This is a genomic window from Tateyamaria sp. LSS28 (genome assembly GCF_059611725.1).
This window is the reverse complement of record NZ_JCAPFI010000001.1, coordinates 891,687-906,907: the sequence shown is the minus strand read 5'-3', so window position 1 is coordinate 906,907 and position 15,221 is coordinate 891,687. Positions and strand designations below refer to the sequence as shown.

14 protein-coding genes are annotated in these 15,221 nt (G+C 58.0%); 4 read left to right on the top strand and 10 right to left on the bottom strand.

The window, feature by feature from the left end:
* Positions 1-34: 34 nt before the first annotated feature.
* Both AC53L6_RS04535 and AC53L6_RS04530 read right to left on the bottom strand, forming a co-directional pair.
* Complete coding sequence (locus tag AC53L6_RS04535; RefSeq protein WP_299600915.1) at positions 35-604, bottom strand: carboxymuconolactone decarboxylase family protein; 570 nt, start codon at positions 602-604, stop codon at positions 35-37.
* A 137-nt stretch (positions 605-741) separates the two neighbouring features.
* Positions 742-1,272: an invasion associated locus B family protein gene (locus AC53L6_RS04530; RefSeq protein WP_299203500.1), complete on the bottom strand. Its 531-nt coding sequence runs from the start codon at positions 1,270-1,272 to the stop codon at positions 742-744.
* A 175-nt stretch (positions 1,273-1,447) separates the two neighbouring features.
* On the opposite strand from AC53L6_RS04530, the gene AC53L6_RS04525 reads away from it, so the two are divergent.
* Positions 1,448-2,440, top strand: a complete 993-nt coding sequence (locus tag AC53L6_RS04525; RefSeq protein WP_496906948.1) for an asparaginase — start codon at positions 1,448-1,450, stop codon at positions 2,438-2,440.
* 19 nt (positions 2,441-2,459) lie between these two features.
* Here the strand turns inward: AC53L6_RS04525 and AC53L6_RS04520 are convergent, their stop codons facing one another.
* The 3 genes from AC53L6_RS04520 to AC53L6_RS04510 form a co-directional block, all read right to left on the bottom strand.
* Positions 2,460-2,774 carry a YciI family protein gene (locus AC53L6_RS04520; protein WP_299770378.1) on the bottom strand — a complete coding sequence of 105 codons (315 nt, stop codon included), beginning with the start codon at positions 2,772-2,774 and terminating at the stop codon, positions 2,460-2,462.
* Between the two features lie 112 nt (positions 2,775-2,886).
* Positions 2,887-3,765: a phosphoserine phosphatase SerB gene (gene serB, locus AC53L6_RS04515; RefSeq protein ID WP_496906947.1), complete on the bottom strand. Its 879-nt coding sequence runs from the start codon at positions 3,763-3,765 to the stop codon at positions 2,887-2,889.
* A gap of 183 nt (positions 3,766-3,948) precedes the next feature.
* Positions 3,949-4,932, bottom strand: a complete 984-nt coding sequence (locus AC53L6_RS04510) for a tyrosine-type recombinase/integrase (protein ID WP_496906946.1) — start codon at positions 4,930-4,932, stop codon at positions 3,949-3,951.
* Between the two features lie 529 nt (positions 4,933-5,461).
* Between AC53L6_RS04510 and AC53L6_RS04505 the strand changes: the two genes are divergently transcribed.
* Together AC53L6_RS04505 and AC53L6_RS04500 are read left to right on the top strand one after the other, a co-directional pair.
* The gene (locus AC53L6_RS04505) at positions 5,462-5,926 is read left to right on the top strand and encodes a helix-turn-helix domain-containing protein (protein ID WP_496906945.1); all 465 of its coding nucleotides are present in this window, start codon (positions 5,462-5,464) and stop codon (positions 5,924-5,926) included.
* A 22-nt stretch (positions 5,927-5,948) separates the two neighbouring features.
* Positions 5,949-6,119, top strand: a complete 171-nt coding sequence (locus AC53L6_RS04500; protein ID WP_496906944.1) for a hypothetical protein — start codon at positions 5,949-5,951, stop codon at positions 6,117-6,119.
* 355 nt (positions 6,120-6,474) lie between these two features.
* Here AC53L6_RS04500 and AC53L6_RS04495 read toward each other — a convergent pair whose 3' ends face one another.
* From AC53L6_RS04495 to AC53L6_RS04475, 5 genes are read right to left on the bottom strand one after another with little or no spacing between them, the layout of a single operon-like run.
* Positions 6,475-7,830, bottom strand: coding sequence for a hypothetical protein (locus AC53L6_RS04495; RefSeq protein ID WP_496906943.1), 1,356 nt, complete (start codon positions 7,828-7,830; stop codon positions 6,475-6,477).
* A gap of 1 nt (position 7,831) precedes the next feature.
* Positions 7,832-8,452: an HAD family hydrolase gene (locus AC53L6_RS04490; RefSeq protein ID WP_496906942.1), complete on the bottom strand. Its 621-nt coding sequence runs from the start codon at positions 8,450-8,452 to the stop codon at positions 7,832-7,834.
* The gene (locus tag AC53L6_RS04485; protein ID WP_496906941.1) at positions 8,449-9,102 is read right to left on the bottom strand and encodes an MBL fold metallo-hydrolase; all 654 of its coding nucleotides are present in this window, start codon (positions 9,100-9,102) and stop codon (positions 8,449-8,451) included. Before AC53L6_RS04485 ends, AC53L6_RS04490 begins: the two co-directional genes overlap by 4 nt.
* 32 nt (positions 9,103-9,134) lie before the next feature.
* Positions 9,135-9,758: a hypothetical protein gene (locus AC53L6_RS04480; protein ID WP_496906940.1), complete on the bottom strand. Its 624-nt coding sequence runs from the start codon at positions 9,756-9,758 to the stop codon at positions 9,135-9,137.
* Positions 9,755-10,651 (bottom strand): hypothetical protein, encoded by an 897-nt coding sequence (locus AC53L6_RS04475; RefSeq protein WP_496906939.1) that lies wholly within the window; start codon positions 10,649-10,651, stop codon positions 9,755-9,757. Before AC53L6_RS04475 ends, AC53L6_RS04480 begins: the two co-directional genes overlap by 4 nt.
* Positions 10,652-10,971: 320 nt before the next feature.
* Here AC53L6_RS04475 and AC53L6_RS04470 point away from each other — a divergent pair, with 320 nt between their 5' ends.
* Positions 10,972-15,171 (top strand): hypothetical protein, encoded by a 4,200-nt coding sequence (locus tag AC53L6_RS04470; protein ID WP_496906938.1) that lies wholly within the window; start codon positions 10,972-10,974, stop codon positions 15,169-15,171.
* Positions 15,172-15,221: the final 50 nt, after the last annotated feature.

The following is a 15,221-nucleotide window of genomic DNA, read 5'->3' as shown; positions in this document are numbered from 1 at the left end:
CGGGGGTCTGGGGGCTGGCCCCCAGTCCGACATCTCACTCAGCCGCAACCGTTTTCTTCGGTTCCCACGCAAACGGGGCAAAGGCCGCATCGGTCGGTGTCTCAAACAGCGCATTGGTAAAGTTGGACATCACCTTCTGCGCATAGATCAGAACGGTGTCGAGGATCGCGCGCTCGCCATACCCGGCAGCTTCGAACGCCGCGATGGCATCCGCACCCGGTCGACCATGGGTGTCACGGATGGCCAGCGTAAAGGTGCGCAGCGCTTCCAGCTTGGCGGGCAATGGTGTTTCGTCCCGCAGAGCGTTCACGACATCCTCGTTGATCTTCTCCATCTTTGCGATGCCGGTATGCGCGGGCACGCAATAGTGACAGGCGTTGGCGACATTCACAGTCATCCAAACCACGGTCCGCTCTTCGGGGGTAAAGGCGGTGCCGTTGATCGCAAGGCGGTGCAGGTGCTGATATCCTTCCAGCAGACCGGGGCTTTCCGCCATCACGCCATGCAGGCTGGGCAGACGGCCAAAGGCCTTGATCGAGTTTTCCAGCAAGGGCTTCGAGGCGTCGGGGGCCGTCTCAAGCGTGTGAACCGTTGTTGTGACCATGGTGATCTCCTTTTTGCGTTAGGACGAAGTGGGAGATAGTAGGGTACCGTACAGTTCCAAACTGCGGAGATAGCCAAAGGGGCCGTGCATCACTGCACAGCCCCTCTCGGTCTTGTGAATTGCAATTGCGCGGGAAATCAGCCGCCGCAGCGCGCCTCGGCATCCTCAACCGCAGCCGTGAAGCCCAGCAACGAAAACGTATCCTTGGTTGTGGTGCCACGGCTGGAAATCCCGGTGACAACCGCCTCGGCGCCACGCTTCATCGCGGTGACAATCTTGGAATCATCCGCAGCCGTTGCAGGCCAAGCCCATTCACCTTCGGTGAACAGTTCAAACTCGTTGCCACTGATATTCACGTTCACGGTCGATCCGGACCGGAACGGATACCCGCCGGTAAAAGCCAACTGGCCCTTGGCCTCCGCGCTCGGACGATAGAACACCATCAGCAGGATCTGCCCACGCGTGGCCGCCACAACGCGGCCTTCGCGGGTGTTGATCACTTCCTTGGGCGTTGCCACACCCCAGCATTCTGTCGGGTTATCCTCGACAAAAACGCTCCAATCGGTTTTCGCCGCAACGCGGTTCGTGCTCTGATCCTGGGCAACGGCCGTTCCCGCAATAAGCGAGAGTGCGCCGACCAAACCGATAACTGTCTTCCTAAATGCCATAACCACAGCCTCCAAGCTGTCCGAAACCTCAATACCTGCACCGTCCCCGGGCGCGCCGTTTTCAGCGCATTCTCTTGCAAGGGCGGCGTTTCTTCTCGACAAGTGGCACATTAGCGCGAAACGCGCGACGCAGGAAAGATTAATTGGCAGGAAATCGCCAAGAAGTGAGGGAAAGATGACGCATCCTGCCCATGGGGCGGTCACACTGGCCGAAATCTGGCGCGGGGCCTTCCTCGAAAGCGCGCATCAGGGCCACGCGGTGGTCTGTGACGACAGCGGCCAGATCGTTGAGGCATGGGGTGTGCCCGAAACGGTCGTGCTGCCCCGCTCATCCGCAAAAATGGTCCAGGCCCTGCCCCTTCTGGAAAGTGGCGCGGCTGCGGCGCACAGCCTGACGCCCGAACACCTGGCCCTTGCCTGTGCCTCACATCAAGGTGCCCCGATACATACGAACAAGGTCGGCGCGTGGCTGTCCGCCATCGGATGTGCAGATGACGATTTCAAATGCGGCCCGCAGGAATCGCGCGATAACGCAGAGCGCAACGCCATGATCCGTGCAGGTGAAACACCCTGCCGCATCCACAACAACTGCTCCGGCAAACACACGGGTTTCCTCACGCTCGCCAAACACTTGGGCGCAGGCGCCGACTATGTTGACCCCGACCACGCCGTGCAAAAGGCGTGCCTTGAGGCGTTCGAACGCACCACAGGCGAAACCTCCCCCGGCTTCGGCATCGACGGTTGCTCGGCCCCCAACTTCGCCTGCACACTGCACGGCATGGCCCGCGCCATGGCTCATTTCGCCAGCGCCGACGCGGACAGCGCCGAAGGGCAGTTGCGCCAAGCCATGGGTGCCCACCCGGACCTCGTCGCGGGCGAAGGACACGCCTGCACCCGCCTGATGCGCGCCATGAACGGCAAGGTGGCGATCAAGACCGGGGCCGAAGGGTTTTTCGTCGCGATTCTGCCAGAGCAAAAAATGGGCGTCGCGCTCAAGATCGCAGATGGTGCAACCCGCGCCGCCGAATGCGCCATCGCGCAAATCCTAGTACGGCTCGGCACACTGGATCCGAACCACCCCGAGGCACTCGCTTACACCAGCGCACCCATACGCAACTGGGACGGCTTGGAAACCGGCCACATGCGCGCCGCACCCACCCTACTCTAGGGCGGAGGACACCTCCGCCTTACATCTCAACAATCGGCGCGACCTCGATCGAGCCAGATCCGTTAGCGACAATCGGGCACCCCTTCGCCATCTCGCAAGCAGCTTCAGGCGTGTCAGCCCGCACAATGGTGTAACCGGAAATGGGATTGGCCCCGCCATCCCCGGCAACCCCCGACGCGCTGACAGTCATCGACTGCCCCACCGGATTGCCACCGTTCACAACGGCCGCGCCCATACCGTCGAACCACTTACCCCAAGCCGCCATGGCCTTCTGGCCCTCTTCCTCGGTCTCGGGAATCGTCCCTCCATGATAGGCAAAAATGAAATCCGGCATCCCGGTCCCTCCCTGTTGGCTGGGTCCAGAATACCACGATTCGTGGCATACCGTTTCTTCTGACTGCAAATACCACGGGGTGAGGCCGCAAGGCCGAGGGGCAGAGCCCCTTTCAAACGCTTACAAATTCAGACCGCGCATAGCCCTGAAGGTACAACAGCGCCGTCAGATCGCCGAAGTTCACCCGCACATCACATTGTGCCGCCACAGCAGGTTTTGCGTGCAAGGCCACACCCAATCCAGCACGCCCCAACATCTTGAGGTCATTGGCCCCATCACCGACGGCCAGCACGTCGTCTTCGGACAGACCGAGGCGTCCGGTAATCTCTTCCAACGCATCCACCTTAGCCTGCTGCCCCAGGATCGGCACACCAACCTCACCCGTCAGCACGCCGCCTGCGGCCAGCAACGTATTCGCCCGGTTCTCATCGAACCCCAACTTGGCCGCAACAGCCGCGGTAAAGGCGGTAAACCCACCCGACACCAGTGCGGCATAAGCCCCATGCGCCTTCATGGTCGCCAACAAAGTCGGGCCACCGGGCATCAGGGTGATGCGCTCCTCCAGAACCTGACCAATCACGTCTTCAGGCAAATCCTTCAGCAACCCCACCCGCTCCCGGATCGCGGCTTCAAAGTTCAACTCGCCATTCATGGCCCGCGCTGTGATGTCCTTCACCCGGTCGCCAACACCAGCCACATCCGCCAGCTCGTCGATGCACTCCTGCTGGATCATGGTGCTGTCCATATCGGCCAACAGCATCTTCTTGCGCCGACCGTGGATGGGCAGGATCACCAGATCAACACCCAGCTTCTGCACATCCGCCCAGACATCCCACCGGTTGTCCGGGATGGATGGCAGGGAGAACGCCGCCGCCTCATCCACGGCCAGCCACTGCACGTCGCCACCGCCCCACGCATTGCGTAGGTTGTCGATCAAGGCGGGGTCCAGCGACGGGTTGGCGGGATCCGTTAACAGGGTGCAAACAAACATAAGGGTCAGTTTCCGATACGCGACGCGGATGTCGCAAATAAATGTTCAAGCGGCGCTATAGCTCCGCATTCCCGGTTGCACCACCCCGCCTGCACCCGTAAACGCGGCGGTGGGACACCCTTCCCCAACGAAGGGCAGTAGCCATATCTAACTTCCTATTTTGTTTCAGATACTTAACTGTATTCAGTTTCTATTTTGTGTTAGTTTTGTGCCAAAAAGGACATCTGTGACGGTCGGATCTTCAAGTGCATGGGCGTAATATCTCATGACGGTAACTGCATCTTTCCAGCCTCCACTCACAGCAACTGTCTTAGCATCATAGCCCTCGCGAAGCATCGTTGTCGCAAAGCCATGGCGGCAACAGTGTGGTGACAATTCCTCAATACCTGCGCGCTTAGCGACGTTCTTCCATACCTGGCCAACACTCTCGCCAGACGCATACTGAAAAACAAAATCTTCAGGATTGCGATTAGAAGGGATGTTGGCCAGAGCAGCCACTACGGGTGATTGAAGGTGGGCTATCCTACGCGAGTCGGTTTTTGTTTGATTAATGATCGCTGTTTTTTTGAAGAGCTCGACATCGCTCCACGTGAGAGCGCACGCTTCCCCTCGACGCGCGCCAGTACCAAACATGAAGAGGCAAAGCGCAGCAAGGTGAGGAAGTCCGTCGGCGTGGGCCTGACTTGAAAACGCTTCAACCCATTCCTCGGTAGCAGGCGTCTTAGTCTCTGCATTCACTTTAAACCTCTTGACCCGGATTGGCGCACACCACTCCAATTCGGCAGCGTAGTTGATGATGGCCTGCGCCGGTACAATTGCCTGTCTATTCAACGTCGCATTTGAATGGTGGGGATACAGCTTCAAAGCCATCTGGCGAATTGCTGCGCCGGTGATTGAAGGCACCAACGTGTCACGCCAATAGTCTTCAACATGGTCGAGGAAACGGGTGCTGTGTCCGGCTTGCCGATACGCAATGGCTGCTTGGGCAAAGGTCAGCGTTGCCCCGGGTCCATCGAGATGACTTTGCCAAGCTTTCGCTTCGACTTCGGCTGCGATCCTCTCCGCAATTCTTTTGTCCGCTGTTCGCGTAGAACCTCGTAGTCTCCGGCCGGCAACCGTCCCGCTGTAGTGCCAGATGTTGTTCCGCTTTTTGATTTTGAGCGGCATTCCATCGCCTCCATAAATTCGTCCACGTGTCGATCAAGCATAACCATCCTGCGACCTATCTGACAAAAGCAGCCAAGTTCGCGAACCGTATCGGAGACAAAACGGGGGGACGCCCCCAGCTTTTCCGCGAGTGCCTTCGGGGTGATATGACGCGGCAAGATATCGGACATCAAACCTGGCCCCCTGCATGACCTATCGGTCGTTTGCCGGGATTTGGGCTTTGGTCAGCGTCCGGCTGACCTTGCTCAAGCAGCGCTTCTACCTGTGACGGAAGCAAAAGCATCAAATGACCAAGCTTGTAATAGTTGCCGGTCTTCCGGGCGCGAGATCGAATGAGGCGGGGCGAGACGTGGACGCCATGGTCCAAGAATGACTTACTCCACTCCTCCGGTGTTTGACCTTGTACTAGCAAATCTGGCACCGCTTTTCTCCATTCCTTGCAACTTTTAACCAGATTAGCGCCAATTTCTGGACTTCTCGAGAAGTACCGATTATTTTTCTCAGAATCGGAGCCATAGGACCGATCTGGGTGGCAGAGCGAAAGACCAGCAGCGGCTTTACCTTCGGTGACTGCGACGACGAAGACGAGCTCGCACAGCTTCAGCTTGAAAAGGAATTGCAGTGCGCGCTGTCGGAAAAACCACACGTGAACTTGCAGAAATTTCGTGTTTCAAGGAGGTTTAAGAAGTCCGAGATGGCTCAGATGATGGGCGTTTCTGCGAAGAGTTACTACCTCTACGAAGTTGGCAAACGTGCAATCCCTTCAAGTGCGCTCGTTCGACTGGAGGCGTTTACGGGGGCAGACCTGAACGAGGTCCTACTTGGTGCGCCAAAGGCCCCAAAACATGACAGAACGCAGCACATTGTCGACGAGGCGATCAAAGCGCTTTGCTTCCTGGGGCGCGAGTACCCCGACATGCCAATTCAGACCAAACGGCGTGTCGTAGATGAAATGTTCCGGTGGCTTCGCGATTTGGAGAAGGCCACACAGTGACATCATTGAGGCCGTTAAGGTTGTGACCCGCTACAAGTACCACCATGAGAGCCTACCCGCGCCGCCATTCTGGGAGGACTATGGCGACGACCAAGACAGTTTTGCCCGTGACATGGCGGAATGGGAGAAGATTGTGGAGGACGATCTTGGCCCAACCAAGACCGATCCCGGAGAAGCAACATCTGGTGAGTAGACGAAACCGGATACGGGATTTCCGAGATCGCCCTTAAGCTTGTTGTCCAGGTCAGTTGAATCAGCCAGATATCCCCAAGGTTCCTAGAGGCAAAAGCAGGTAAATTTGAGTTCCCAATAGGACCCAAGGCGCAATAATGAAAACTTCTATCGCCGTGCTTTCGATGAAGAAAGCTAGTCGCTTTGTCTGGTTTGGGTGAATGGTTCGAATTTGCGAATTCATGTCGCATCTCTTACACCCTCAACGCTACCAAACCCGCGTTAAGAAAAAAAATATCGCCGTGAAAATTAAGCGCTTCACGGCGATTTTTGAACAGGAATACCGATTGCTGAGCTGCCGGTTCAATTCCTGCAGACTATGCCGCTAGTTCCGACTTTATCGAACTGGCCCGTTCATGCCGACGGGTGTTGCCGCCGCCTTTGTCGGTTGCAAAATTCCACGCCGCTTCGCACCAAGAAGCACAGCCGACGAGCATTTGTTCGAAACTCACCGCATCAACACCGGCAGCCGCCAAAATGGCCGTCGGTGCCCCCGCATCAGCAAGGGGCGAATACAGGCGCTCCAAAGACGGTTCCCTGCCCGTCGTATTCGAGCAAGTCGTGGCTCGGGTATATTCGTTGTGACGGAAGGGTTCCGGGCAGATGCGTAGTCCGGCCAGCGTCATTTCGACCTCACCGGGACTGATCAAACAGGTGACTCGCAGATCCCAAAGATGCCCGGCCCCAGCAACCGGATAGCCGGTCGATTGCACAAACTCGAACACGCGGATCGGCCAGAGGCTCTTGGCGGCCCCGTCCCCGTATTTCGCGCGCACAGCCTTGAGAAGCCGGGAAAGCGTGCTGCGGATGGCCGCCTCGTCACTGTCAGGGCCGAAGAACTCGATGCCCGTGCCACCGGAGGTCGCGTTCGGCTTGATCACGGAGGCCAAACCGCGGCCCCCAAACGACCGCACCGCCCGCACAACATCCTCGGCAGTCCAGCAGTTCTGCCACTGCACGGGGTCAAGTCCGGTCCCCTTCGCGATGTCCTGCTGTGCACCTTTGTCATGGACGATCGGCGCAAGTGGCCCGTCGTGAAACACCGTCAGATCGGCGAGATTATATCCATTCCCGTCGCGTTTCAGAACACCGGAACGTACCAGCGCTGGCAACAGGTTGGTGTTGCCCACGGACACAACCGAGCGGTCCCGATAGTACAGCGCGCCGTCGCGCAGGGTAACCTGTTCGGCGATCCGCTCAACCGTATCCACCACCACAATAAACGGGGCATCGGCTTTAAGAGCGGCATCGCCGATCTCGCATGTGGCAGTGCGACCGATTTGGTCGCGGATCAGATGAGCACGCGCCTTGATCTCGGACAGGATGATGGAATCGGCGGAATACGCGATCAAAACGGCGCCGCGGTCGGTATTCGCCAGGCGCGGAGACGCAGCCTCCACCTGGTGCTCGGCGCGGCGGCGGTCACCATACGGATCGCCAAGGCTGCTCAGGCCACCGTTCGAACCATTCACCTCGATCACGCGCCATTTGCCGTGAATGTCCAGCGCAAGGTCGATGCTGCAGATCGCATAGCCATCGACATCCTTCGCGCGGCAAAACCGGCTGCGTTCTCTAGGGCGCCCGGCCTCGGACATGGGGATGACGGTCTTGCCGGACAGGGTGAAGTCGGCCTCCAGCTGGCGCATTTTGGCGAGAGGGTCATTGGAAGACATTTTAGTTCTCCTTTGTGAGTTGAAGGTGGTTGGAGTGGTAAGCGGCCAGCGCCGCTTCGAGTTCGTCCGCGTCGGACGCGACCACGGTCGCGCCAGCCGCAGACAGGTCTTCGGCCCGATCAAAACCGCAGGCGACCGCAATTGTCGGGATGTCCAATCGCTTGCAGATCCGCAGGTCTGAGACAGAGTCGGTCACGTAGACCGCCATTTCGGCGGCCACCGCGGCCAAGAGCTCAGCCTTGCGCCCGGTCTCAAAGCCGGTGATCGACTGGAATCGCCCGGCATCGGAGCCAAGCGCCTTGCGCACACCCGCAGCAAAGGCAGCGGTGATGACGATGCAGGGCATCGGCTGGCGGTCGACGACAGCCAGCGTTTCCGGGAAAAGTTCGAAGCTTGAGGCCGCTCGCAGCATCGCCAGCCGGTGTGTCATGCGCAGTGCACCGGCACGATGAAGCCCGACCAGCCGGTTGAGCGCCTCGGCGCCGAAATACCGCTCGAAATCGCCCTGTTGGGACAAGTCCACCGGCACCCCGAGCAGATCGAGGATCTTGCCGGCGCAACTGAGCGCGGGGCGCATGGTATCCAGGATGACACCATCCGCATCGAAGCCTATGAAGGTCATACTGCCACCTCCGTCGACTGGCCGATGCCAAGCGCGATCACCTTCAGGTGCGTGGGCGCGAGACGAACAAAACGTTCAATTGCACCAGGGTCCGACGGACCGGTATCGTGAACCGGAATGACCATGCCCTGATGACCGATCTGCTGCAGGTAATCGTGGGCTTGGGCCGCATCAAAGACGAAGCCAGCCCCACCCACTGGCAGCACCACCGTGTCGAACGTGCCCTCGGGCGGCACGCCGGGGCGGGCAATATCACCAGCGAAAAAGATCGCGTGGCCACCGGGACAGTCAATGACAAAGCCCAGGTTCTCGATCGGCACCGACAGTTTCGGTCCGTGATCCACCTCAATTGGCGTAACGGTGAAGCCCGCCACGTCCACGGTCTCGCCCGCGCGAAGCACGGTCGTGGTCGTGTCTTCCTGCAGTTGCGAGACCGCATCCTGCGGACCAAAGACCGGCGCGCCGAATGCACGCAGATGGTCGGGCGAGAAATGGTCACCATGTTGGTGGCTGACGAGGGTGGCGTCGGGCGTAGGCAGAAGTGCCAAGCGCTCGGCCGGAGTCAGCGCGCCGAAGTCGATGGCCAGGATCTTGTCCTTGGCCCGGATCATCATGGCGGATTGTTCATGCCGCGTGATTGTTGTAGTCATAGTTGCCTCCTTTGGCAGTTGCGTCCTGATGATCAGGACAGGTCTGAAGACGGCTTGCCCGTGGGCAGGCCGGTGATGTCGGCGAGATTGCCGACAAGGTGCGCCTGGGTCAGAACTCCTTGGCGCAGGCCTTCGCGTTCGAGGTCGCCCTCGCAGCAAAGTGGGGAAATCAAGAAATTTGCCGGGCCGGCTTCGCGTCCGACAATGGTTATGGCGCCCGCCACGATGCCGGCTTCGGCCTCGATGATCTGGGCCGCCTCGATCAGTGACGCGTGCGAGCGCGTCAGATTGTCGATCAGCAGCACTCGGCGGCCTTCAACCGGGCCTTCGACTTGGCGCTGAAGCCCGGAACCGCGCGGTCCGTCGAGGTGAACCACACCGCCGGGCAGGCCCAGTTCCCAGGCCAGCAGCGCGCCCCAGGCGACCCCGGCCTTTGACAGGCCGATGATCATCTCAGCCGACTGGAAATCGCGGTTGAAACGCCGCATGAGTTCCAGAACGATCCGATGCCGCAGCGCGGGGTCGGCCAGCGCGCCGCGCACGTCAGCGATCCACGGCATACCCGGCGCACCCTTGCGGCCTGGGAACCGCGCCCCCCCGGGCTGGGCTACACGCAGCAGGTCCAGCGCGACCAAGTCCTTTACAAACCCGGTCATGACAGCACCTCTTGCGCCAGCGGCGTGACGAAGGCATCGATCCGGGGCATGTCGATGCGCAGGCGTCCGTCTTTCGCGTGCCCGATCTCAGGTAGGTTTACGGTTTCGAGGTCGCCTGCGGTCTGATAGGTGATTTCCGGACCGCCAAGGATCGCGGCGAACCGACGCGATGCATGGGCGGCGACCGCCACACTGGCCAGCCCGGTCATGGGCGCCGCACCATGCCGGCGAGAGGCGTTGTAAAACGCCACGTGGTTCTGCCCGGCCTCCTGACCGAAAACGGCGAGTTTGGCATTCGGCTGACCGTTGGCCGTCTGCTTCCAGCAGGTCTCGGCCGTCATGCCGACCGGCAACCCTCCGGTCATGATTGTATAGCTGTTCAGACCTTTCACCCGGAAACACAGGCGACCGCGCCAGGTGAATTCCTCCACTCTCATGCCGGGAACCAGCCAGCTCTGGTTGATGCGGTTGAACGTGCGGTGGAACTCCACGGTCAGGTCGCGTGCGTCGTTCGTGGCCATGCGCAGGCGGCCTTCGGGCACATCAAGCGCCAGGGCCGACGCCGCCACCGCATTGCCGCACAGCGCAGGGCGCAGAGCGCCGCACAGCCCGGCCTGCAACACACAGACCTCCGCGCTGCTGAGCAGCGCAACCTTGCCGCGCGCTGCCGCGTCCTGACGTGCCAGCGCCAACAGGGCGCAGGCTTTGGCCTCGTCCGGACGCAGGGCAATGGAGGCGGACGGCGGACGGTACAGGATCACCCCGGCCGTGCGCAACAAATCACGCTTTCTGGTCTCGAATGAATAAAAGCGCGAGCCAGCCTCGCATCGGGCAAACTGGGTCCCGCCCGAGGGGCGCGCCTCGCGGCGCAGAACTTGGTCTTTGTGTTGCATGGTGCCGTACCTCCGGTTCTCTTGCTGATCACGCCAGCAGCAACAGGGCTGCAGTGCGTTGGCAGAGACCGGTCTGACGGCCCGGGGGGTCACAATCCATTTGCGGCGTTCTTGGCGGGCGGGCGCATCAAAGCGCCAAGATTTCCGCCAAGATTAACGCCAAGGCTCTGGGCCTTGTTTTCTGTGCAAAGATGTCATCTTCTCTTCGAAACCCGATATGAGCCGAGAACCCGGGGGATTTCATTTGCGGCTCATCTGATGAATGGGGAAATCAAATGGTTTCGACCAAAGGTGCGTAAACCCGCGGAACGGTATCCGAAATGGACAAACAGCTAGACATGGACGTGGCGGAGGAGCCGGCAAAGACGCCGGATTTCGCGGCAGACGCAGCCCTACTAGGTCTGATGAATGACGTGTTCGACGACTCTGTGCAATTGGACTGGGTCAAAGAGCACTTGCTCTCTGGCAGTGCCAGTCGTGAAGAAAGCGGGCCCAATCTTGCTTCGCTATACGATGCGCTCGGCATTGACCGCCCCCGGCACAGTAATTGGAGCGGAGGTAAATTACGCAAAGACCGAAAAAATGCTCTGTCTGATCACACACGTGATCTGCAGGATCTCTTTTCCCGAGAGGGGCGCTACTACAACAAAGACAATGAGCGGCAAAAAACGGTTCGGCAGTTCCGGAAAAAGCTCATTGATCATTGGGTCAATAAAGACAAGGCAAAAATCGCCGTAATTACACGCGGTCTTGAGACCCACGCGGCAAAACTGTCCGGTGAAAAAGCAAAGGAAAAGGATGCAGCAACGGCAAAGCGGATCGCCGCGATTATGCAAGACAGCATGCCAAATCCCGATTATACCCGGTCACTTTCGCCTGAAAACCTGCCGACAAGCCTAGAAGAAGTCTTCGATGCTTTCGACCGTGAGAAAATCGTCAATCTGTTGGTTGATCAGTTCGAAAACCCACAAACCCGTGGCGCCGTTACGGCGATTACCGGCCCTCCCAAGTCAGGCAAGAGCTCAGTCCTGCGCGCTTTCGTGGGCAAGGTCGCCGAGACCGCGGCAAACTGGGATAGCCCGCCCAGTCTGCTGTACATCGACCTGACCAGCGCCGCGACGCCACAACGCGCGATCTATCTGGCACTGAAAGGACTGGGCAATGGGAGCCTGGCCCCCGCTGATGCGGCCGGCTTGGCCGATGACTCTTCGGACGAGGGTGATCAAGATACCTTCGCGTGGAGCGATGCCATTTCCTATGTCAAAGCGGTACTGCCACCCCCCGCACCAGGTGCCGCTCAGCTAGTCGTCGTTGAGGGCTGCCACACCGTTGCGAAAACCGAAGACATCAAAAGCTCAATTCAGTCACTGATCGAGCTTCACAACTTCAGATCAAGCAGTTTCTTCCTGGAAGACTATCATGGCACCTTTAAGCCCCGTGGCGTGGCCCCTGCGGAATTGCACTTGCCGCCCTACTCTGACGGCAGTGCACGGGATTTTCTGACGGGCCCATGCCAGGTGCCTGCTGATTTGGCGCATCCCGCGATTGAAGAGATTTCCGGCCTGGGAGAGCTGTTCTACCCTGGCCCATTGAACAACGGCTCTTTCGCATTCCGAAAGGAACACCTGCCGTACAGAAGCGACCTAGCCGATGCTGAAAGCCTGTCCATGTCAATTCTAGAAGCCGCCTCCGGGATCGTCAGTTATGTCGTCGAGGGCGTTTTACAAGGCGACAGTGACGCGGCGCATCAAGTGTTCCAAAGTCTGAAGGCCATGTCCGTTGTCGGCACGATATCCGTATCGGATGAAGCCTTGAACACGGCAGGCCTTAGTCCAATTCCACGCGACGCGCTCCAGCGTATGGGTTGGTTCTCAGGCGCTCAGCACCCGCGGCTAATTGGCTTTGCCTTGCAGGGATTGCGTGCCGCTGTAGTGCAGGAACTGAAGACAGCAAAAAACGGGGAAGAAACTGAATTTGTCGACGCCGTTAAACTGCTGGTCGAAACCCTGGGCTCTGTTGAAGGCGCCGGACACGAACGCGCGATCGAAGAGGCCGCCTCTTGGCTCGGTCGCACAGTCCCGCAGGACACTCCACTTTTGGTTCATCTGCGAGTTAAGCTCTATGGGTTTTCGCCCGATGACGAAGTTGCCCCCCTTTCGCAAGAACAGGAACTGCTGAGCGAGCCACTCTTTCAGAAGGCGGCTCTCGAAGACCGTGATCTCGAAGCCGCCATCGCTTGGCTTGTCTTGACCGCCCGAAAAACTAAGGAGGATTCTGTAGTCGCACGCTCTGAGTTTCTCGATGCACTGACAGCACTGATGGACATCCTGAACGAAGATGCAGGTCTGAACCACCCACATTTTTCGGCGATCGACAGGGCGCTTCATTTTGGTCTACGCCGCTATCAGGCTCTGGATGAAATCCTAGACGCACGTCATCGCATCTTGGCCCTGCTCGACGTGCCCAACGCTGACTCCAGAGCCGTTGCACAAGTGGGGAGATTTCCTCGCGTCCAAGCCTATCAGGAAGCAATGGCAAGCTTTCAAATTAACACGGCAGAGGCCCTAATCTCTTTAGGCGACACAGCCAGCGCAAACGAACTTGCGGGCAAGGTGTCTGCAACGCTCGTTTCGATCCACGAAGCGGATCGAACAAGTTATACGTACTGGAGACTGGCGCGGCTAGCCATACTCCGCTCAAGGCTTGCCCAGGATGTTGAAGACAGATGCAAGCGATTGCGGTCTGTTTGTGATTTGGCTCAACAGTGCCTTAAGAGCGCGCCGGGGGATGTCAGAAACGTAAAGTTCCTTTTGAGGAATGTCAGGCGGTTTATGGAAGAAGAAGGCAAAGCACATATTCGCCAAGAAGTAATTGATGAAGTGATTGCACTGTTGACGAGTCTTTACGGCGCTCCTCAAAATTGGGGGCTTGAAGTACGCGGTCGCGTTGCGGCTCTCTTGCGGCGCTTGGTTCGTTTTGAAGGCACCAGCGATCGCCAAGATGAAATAGCGCGCAAAGCGATGGACATCCTTGTTCCTGATCCAGATTTTACGGATGACGATTTGGATGACATGGCACTTTTAACTAAAGCACGGCTACACGCCGCTTTAGGCCAATCCAACGCTGCTCGAAAAGCCACCAACAGAGTGCTGGAAAAGGCACCTTCGACAGAAGCATGGCTGCTAAAACTACGATTAGAGAATGGTGACGTCAGGGAAATTGCGAGCGCAGCAACTCGGATCAGTTTTGAGTTGCTGGAAGCGAAGCAGATTGGAGATGCTCTTCGCATAGCAATGACCGATGCCGAAAACTGGATCCAAGAGCTTCCAGAACTTGAGCGGAAGTCGCCTGAAGTCACGAAGTTACTTTTGTGGATAAGAAAGCGCCGGTGGAGTTCGGAAGGCAGTATCCTGAAATCTGTACGCGACCAGATTGAACTTGAGGGAGGAGATTTCAACAGACTAAAACTTGAAGACAGGCTTGCTAAGCTAGATAGGGAATTCCGACAGCGAGAAAGCTCCTTAAACGGCATCAGTCGAATTTCCTCAGGTTCAACTGAACTACTGTTCGAAAAAGCGATGAACTGTTCACAGTTCGTCAGATCAAAAGCACTAGTTTCTGGCCAAGAACCCGAAGTTGATATGGTTCTCAAAGTGTTTGAGAAAGGCCTAGAAGAAAACCCGAACTCAGGAGAAACGCTCCTCCACCTTGCAGAATACCAACGCTATATATGGAGGATAGAAGACGCCACAGACAACTTTCGAAAAGCATTGCGTCACTGCCATAGTGCAGAGCTTCGCCAGATGGCGACATTTGGGTTGGCAAGGACGTTACACACTTCTTGCGTCGAACTGGACGACGTTGACGAAACGGAACGAAGCGCAAGACTTGACGAGGCAATGAAACTAGTGAGTTCCATGAGCGAAACTCTCTCAGATGTCCCCGAAGTTCTCTTGCTTCGAGAGCATATTGCTTTCGAGAGTGGTAGTAGCGTGGATTGGGTCGAGCTCGATGCAGTCTGCGAGAAGGTGGCAGGAAACGCTGACGGGTACTTGCCCTCATTGCTCGCCAATCTTGAAATACTGGGGATGCCCGACGACGAAGCACCTTTGACAATGGCTGAGGCACTAACCGACGACTACACAAGCCGCGATGTTTTGGGCTCAGTGGCGCAGCTATATTTTCGAAGGGGACTAAAAGGCACGGGGAATCAAACTGCTTCTTACTTCATGCGCGCGGCGGCCTTACAAAGTGGGGTTGCTATGCTTGAACGTTCTTGGTTGGGCACGGAAATGGCTACGACGCGATATCATCTTGCACAGACAATTTCCGTTGCTGCAGACCGCTTCAACGACCCGAATCCGATCGATGGCCTTTGGATTGGCAACAAAGAAAACCAACTACACTTCGCTGAGGCCAAATTTCACGGAGCCGCCATGGCCTCGGTAGGCGGCTTCAGGGCAAAGGCACGACAGATGCAGGCCTATGTAGCCCAACAAAAGCGAGCTTTGGGTCAGTAGTTAATGGCTTCATTTGCCCTGGGGATGGGAGTCAAATACTCTTAGAACAG

Excerpts from the sequence above, each read along its gene's own strand:
- AC53L6_RS04535 (WP_299600915.1), bottom strand. The coding sequence starts at position 604 with ATGGTCACAACAACGGTTCACACGCTTGAGACGGCCCCCGACGCCTCG.
- AC53L6_RS04530 (WP_299203500.1), bottom strand. The coding sequence starts at position 1,272 with ATGGCATTTAGGAAGACAGTTATCGGTTTGGTCGGCGCACTCTCGCTT.
- AC53L6_RS04525 (WP_496906948.1), top strand. The coding sequence starts at position 1,448 with ATGACGCATCCTGCCCATGGGGCGGTCACACTGGCCGAAATCTGGCGC.
- AC53L6_RS04520 (WP_299770378.1), bottom strand. The coding sequence starts at position 2,774 with ATGCCGGATTTCATTTTTGCCTATCATGGAGGGACGATTCCCGAGACC.
- serB (WP_496906947.1), bottom strand. The coding sequence starts at position 3,765 with ATGTTTGTTTGCACCCTGTTAACGGATCCCGCCAACCCGTCGCTGGAC.
- AC53L6_RS04510 (WP_496906946.1), bottom strand. The coding sequence starts at position 4,932 with ATGCCGCTCAAAATCAAAAAGCGGAACAACATCTGGCACTACAGCGGG.
- AC53L6_RS04495 (WP_496906943.1), bottom strand. The coding sequence starts at position 7,830 with ATGTCTTCCAATGACCCTCTCGCCAAAATGCGCCAGCTGGAGGCCGAC.
- AC53L6_RS04490 (WP_496906942.1), bottom strand. The coding sequence starts at position 8,452 with ATGACCTTCATAGGCTTCGATGCGGATGGTGTCATCCTGGATACCATG.
- AC53L6_RS04485 (WP_496906941.1), bottom strand. The coding sequence starts at position 9,102 with ATGACTACAACAATCACGCGGCATGAACAATCCGCCATGATGATCCGG.
- AC53L6_RS04480 (WP_496906940.1), bottom strand. The coding sequence starts at position 9,758 with ATGACCGGGTTTGTAAAGGACTTGGTCGCGCTGGACCTGCTGCGTGTA.
- AC53L6_RS04475 (WP_496906939.1), bottom strand. The coding sequence starts at position 10,651 with ATGCAACACAAAGACCAAGTTCTGCGCCGCGAGGCGCGCCCCTCGGGC.
- AC53L6_RS04470 (WP_496906938.1), top strand. The coding sequence starts at position 10,972 with ATGGACAAACAGCTAGACATGGACGTGGCGGAGGAGCCGGCAAAGACG.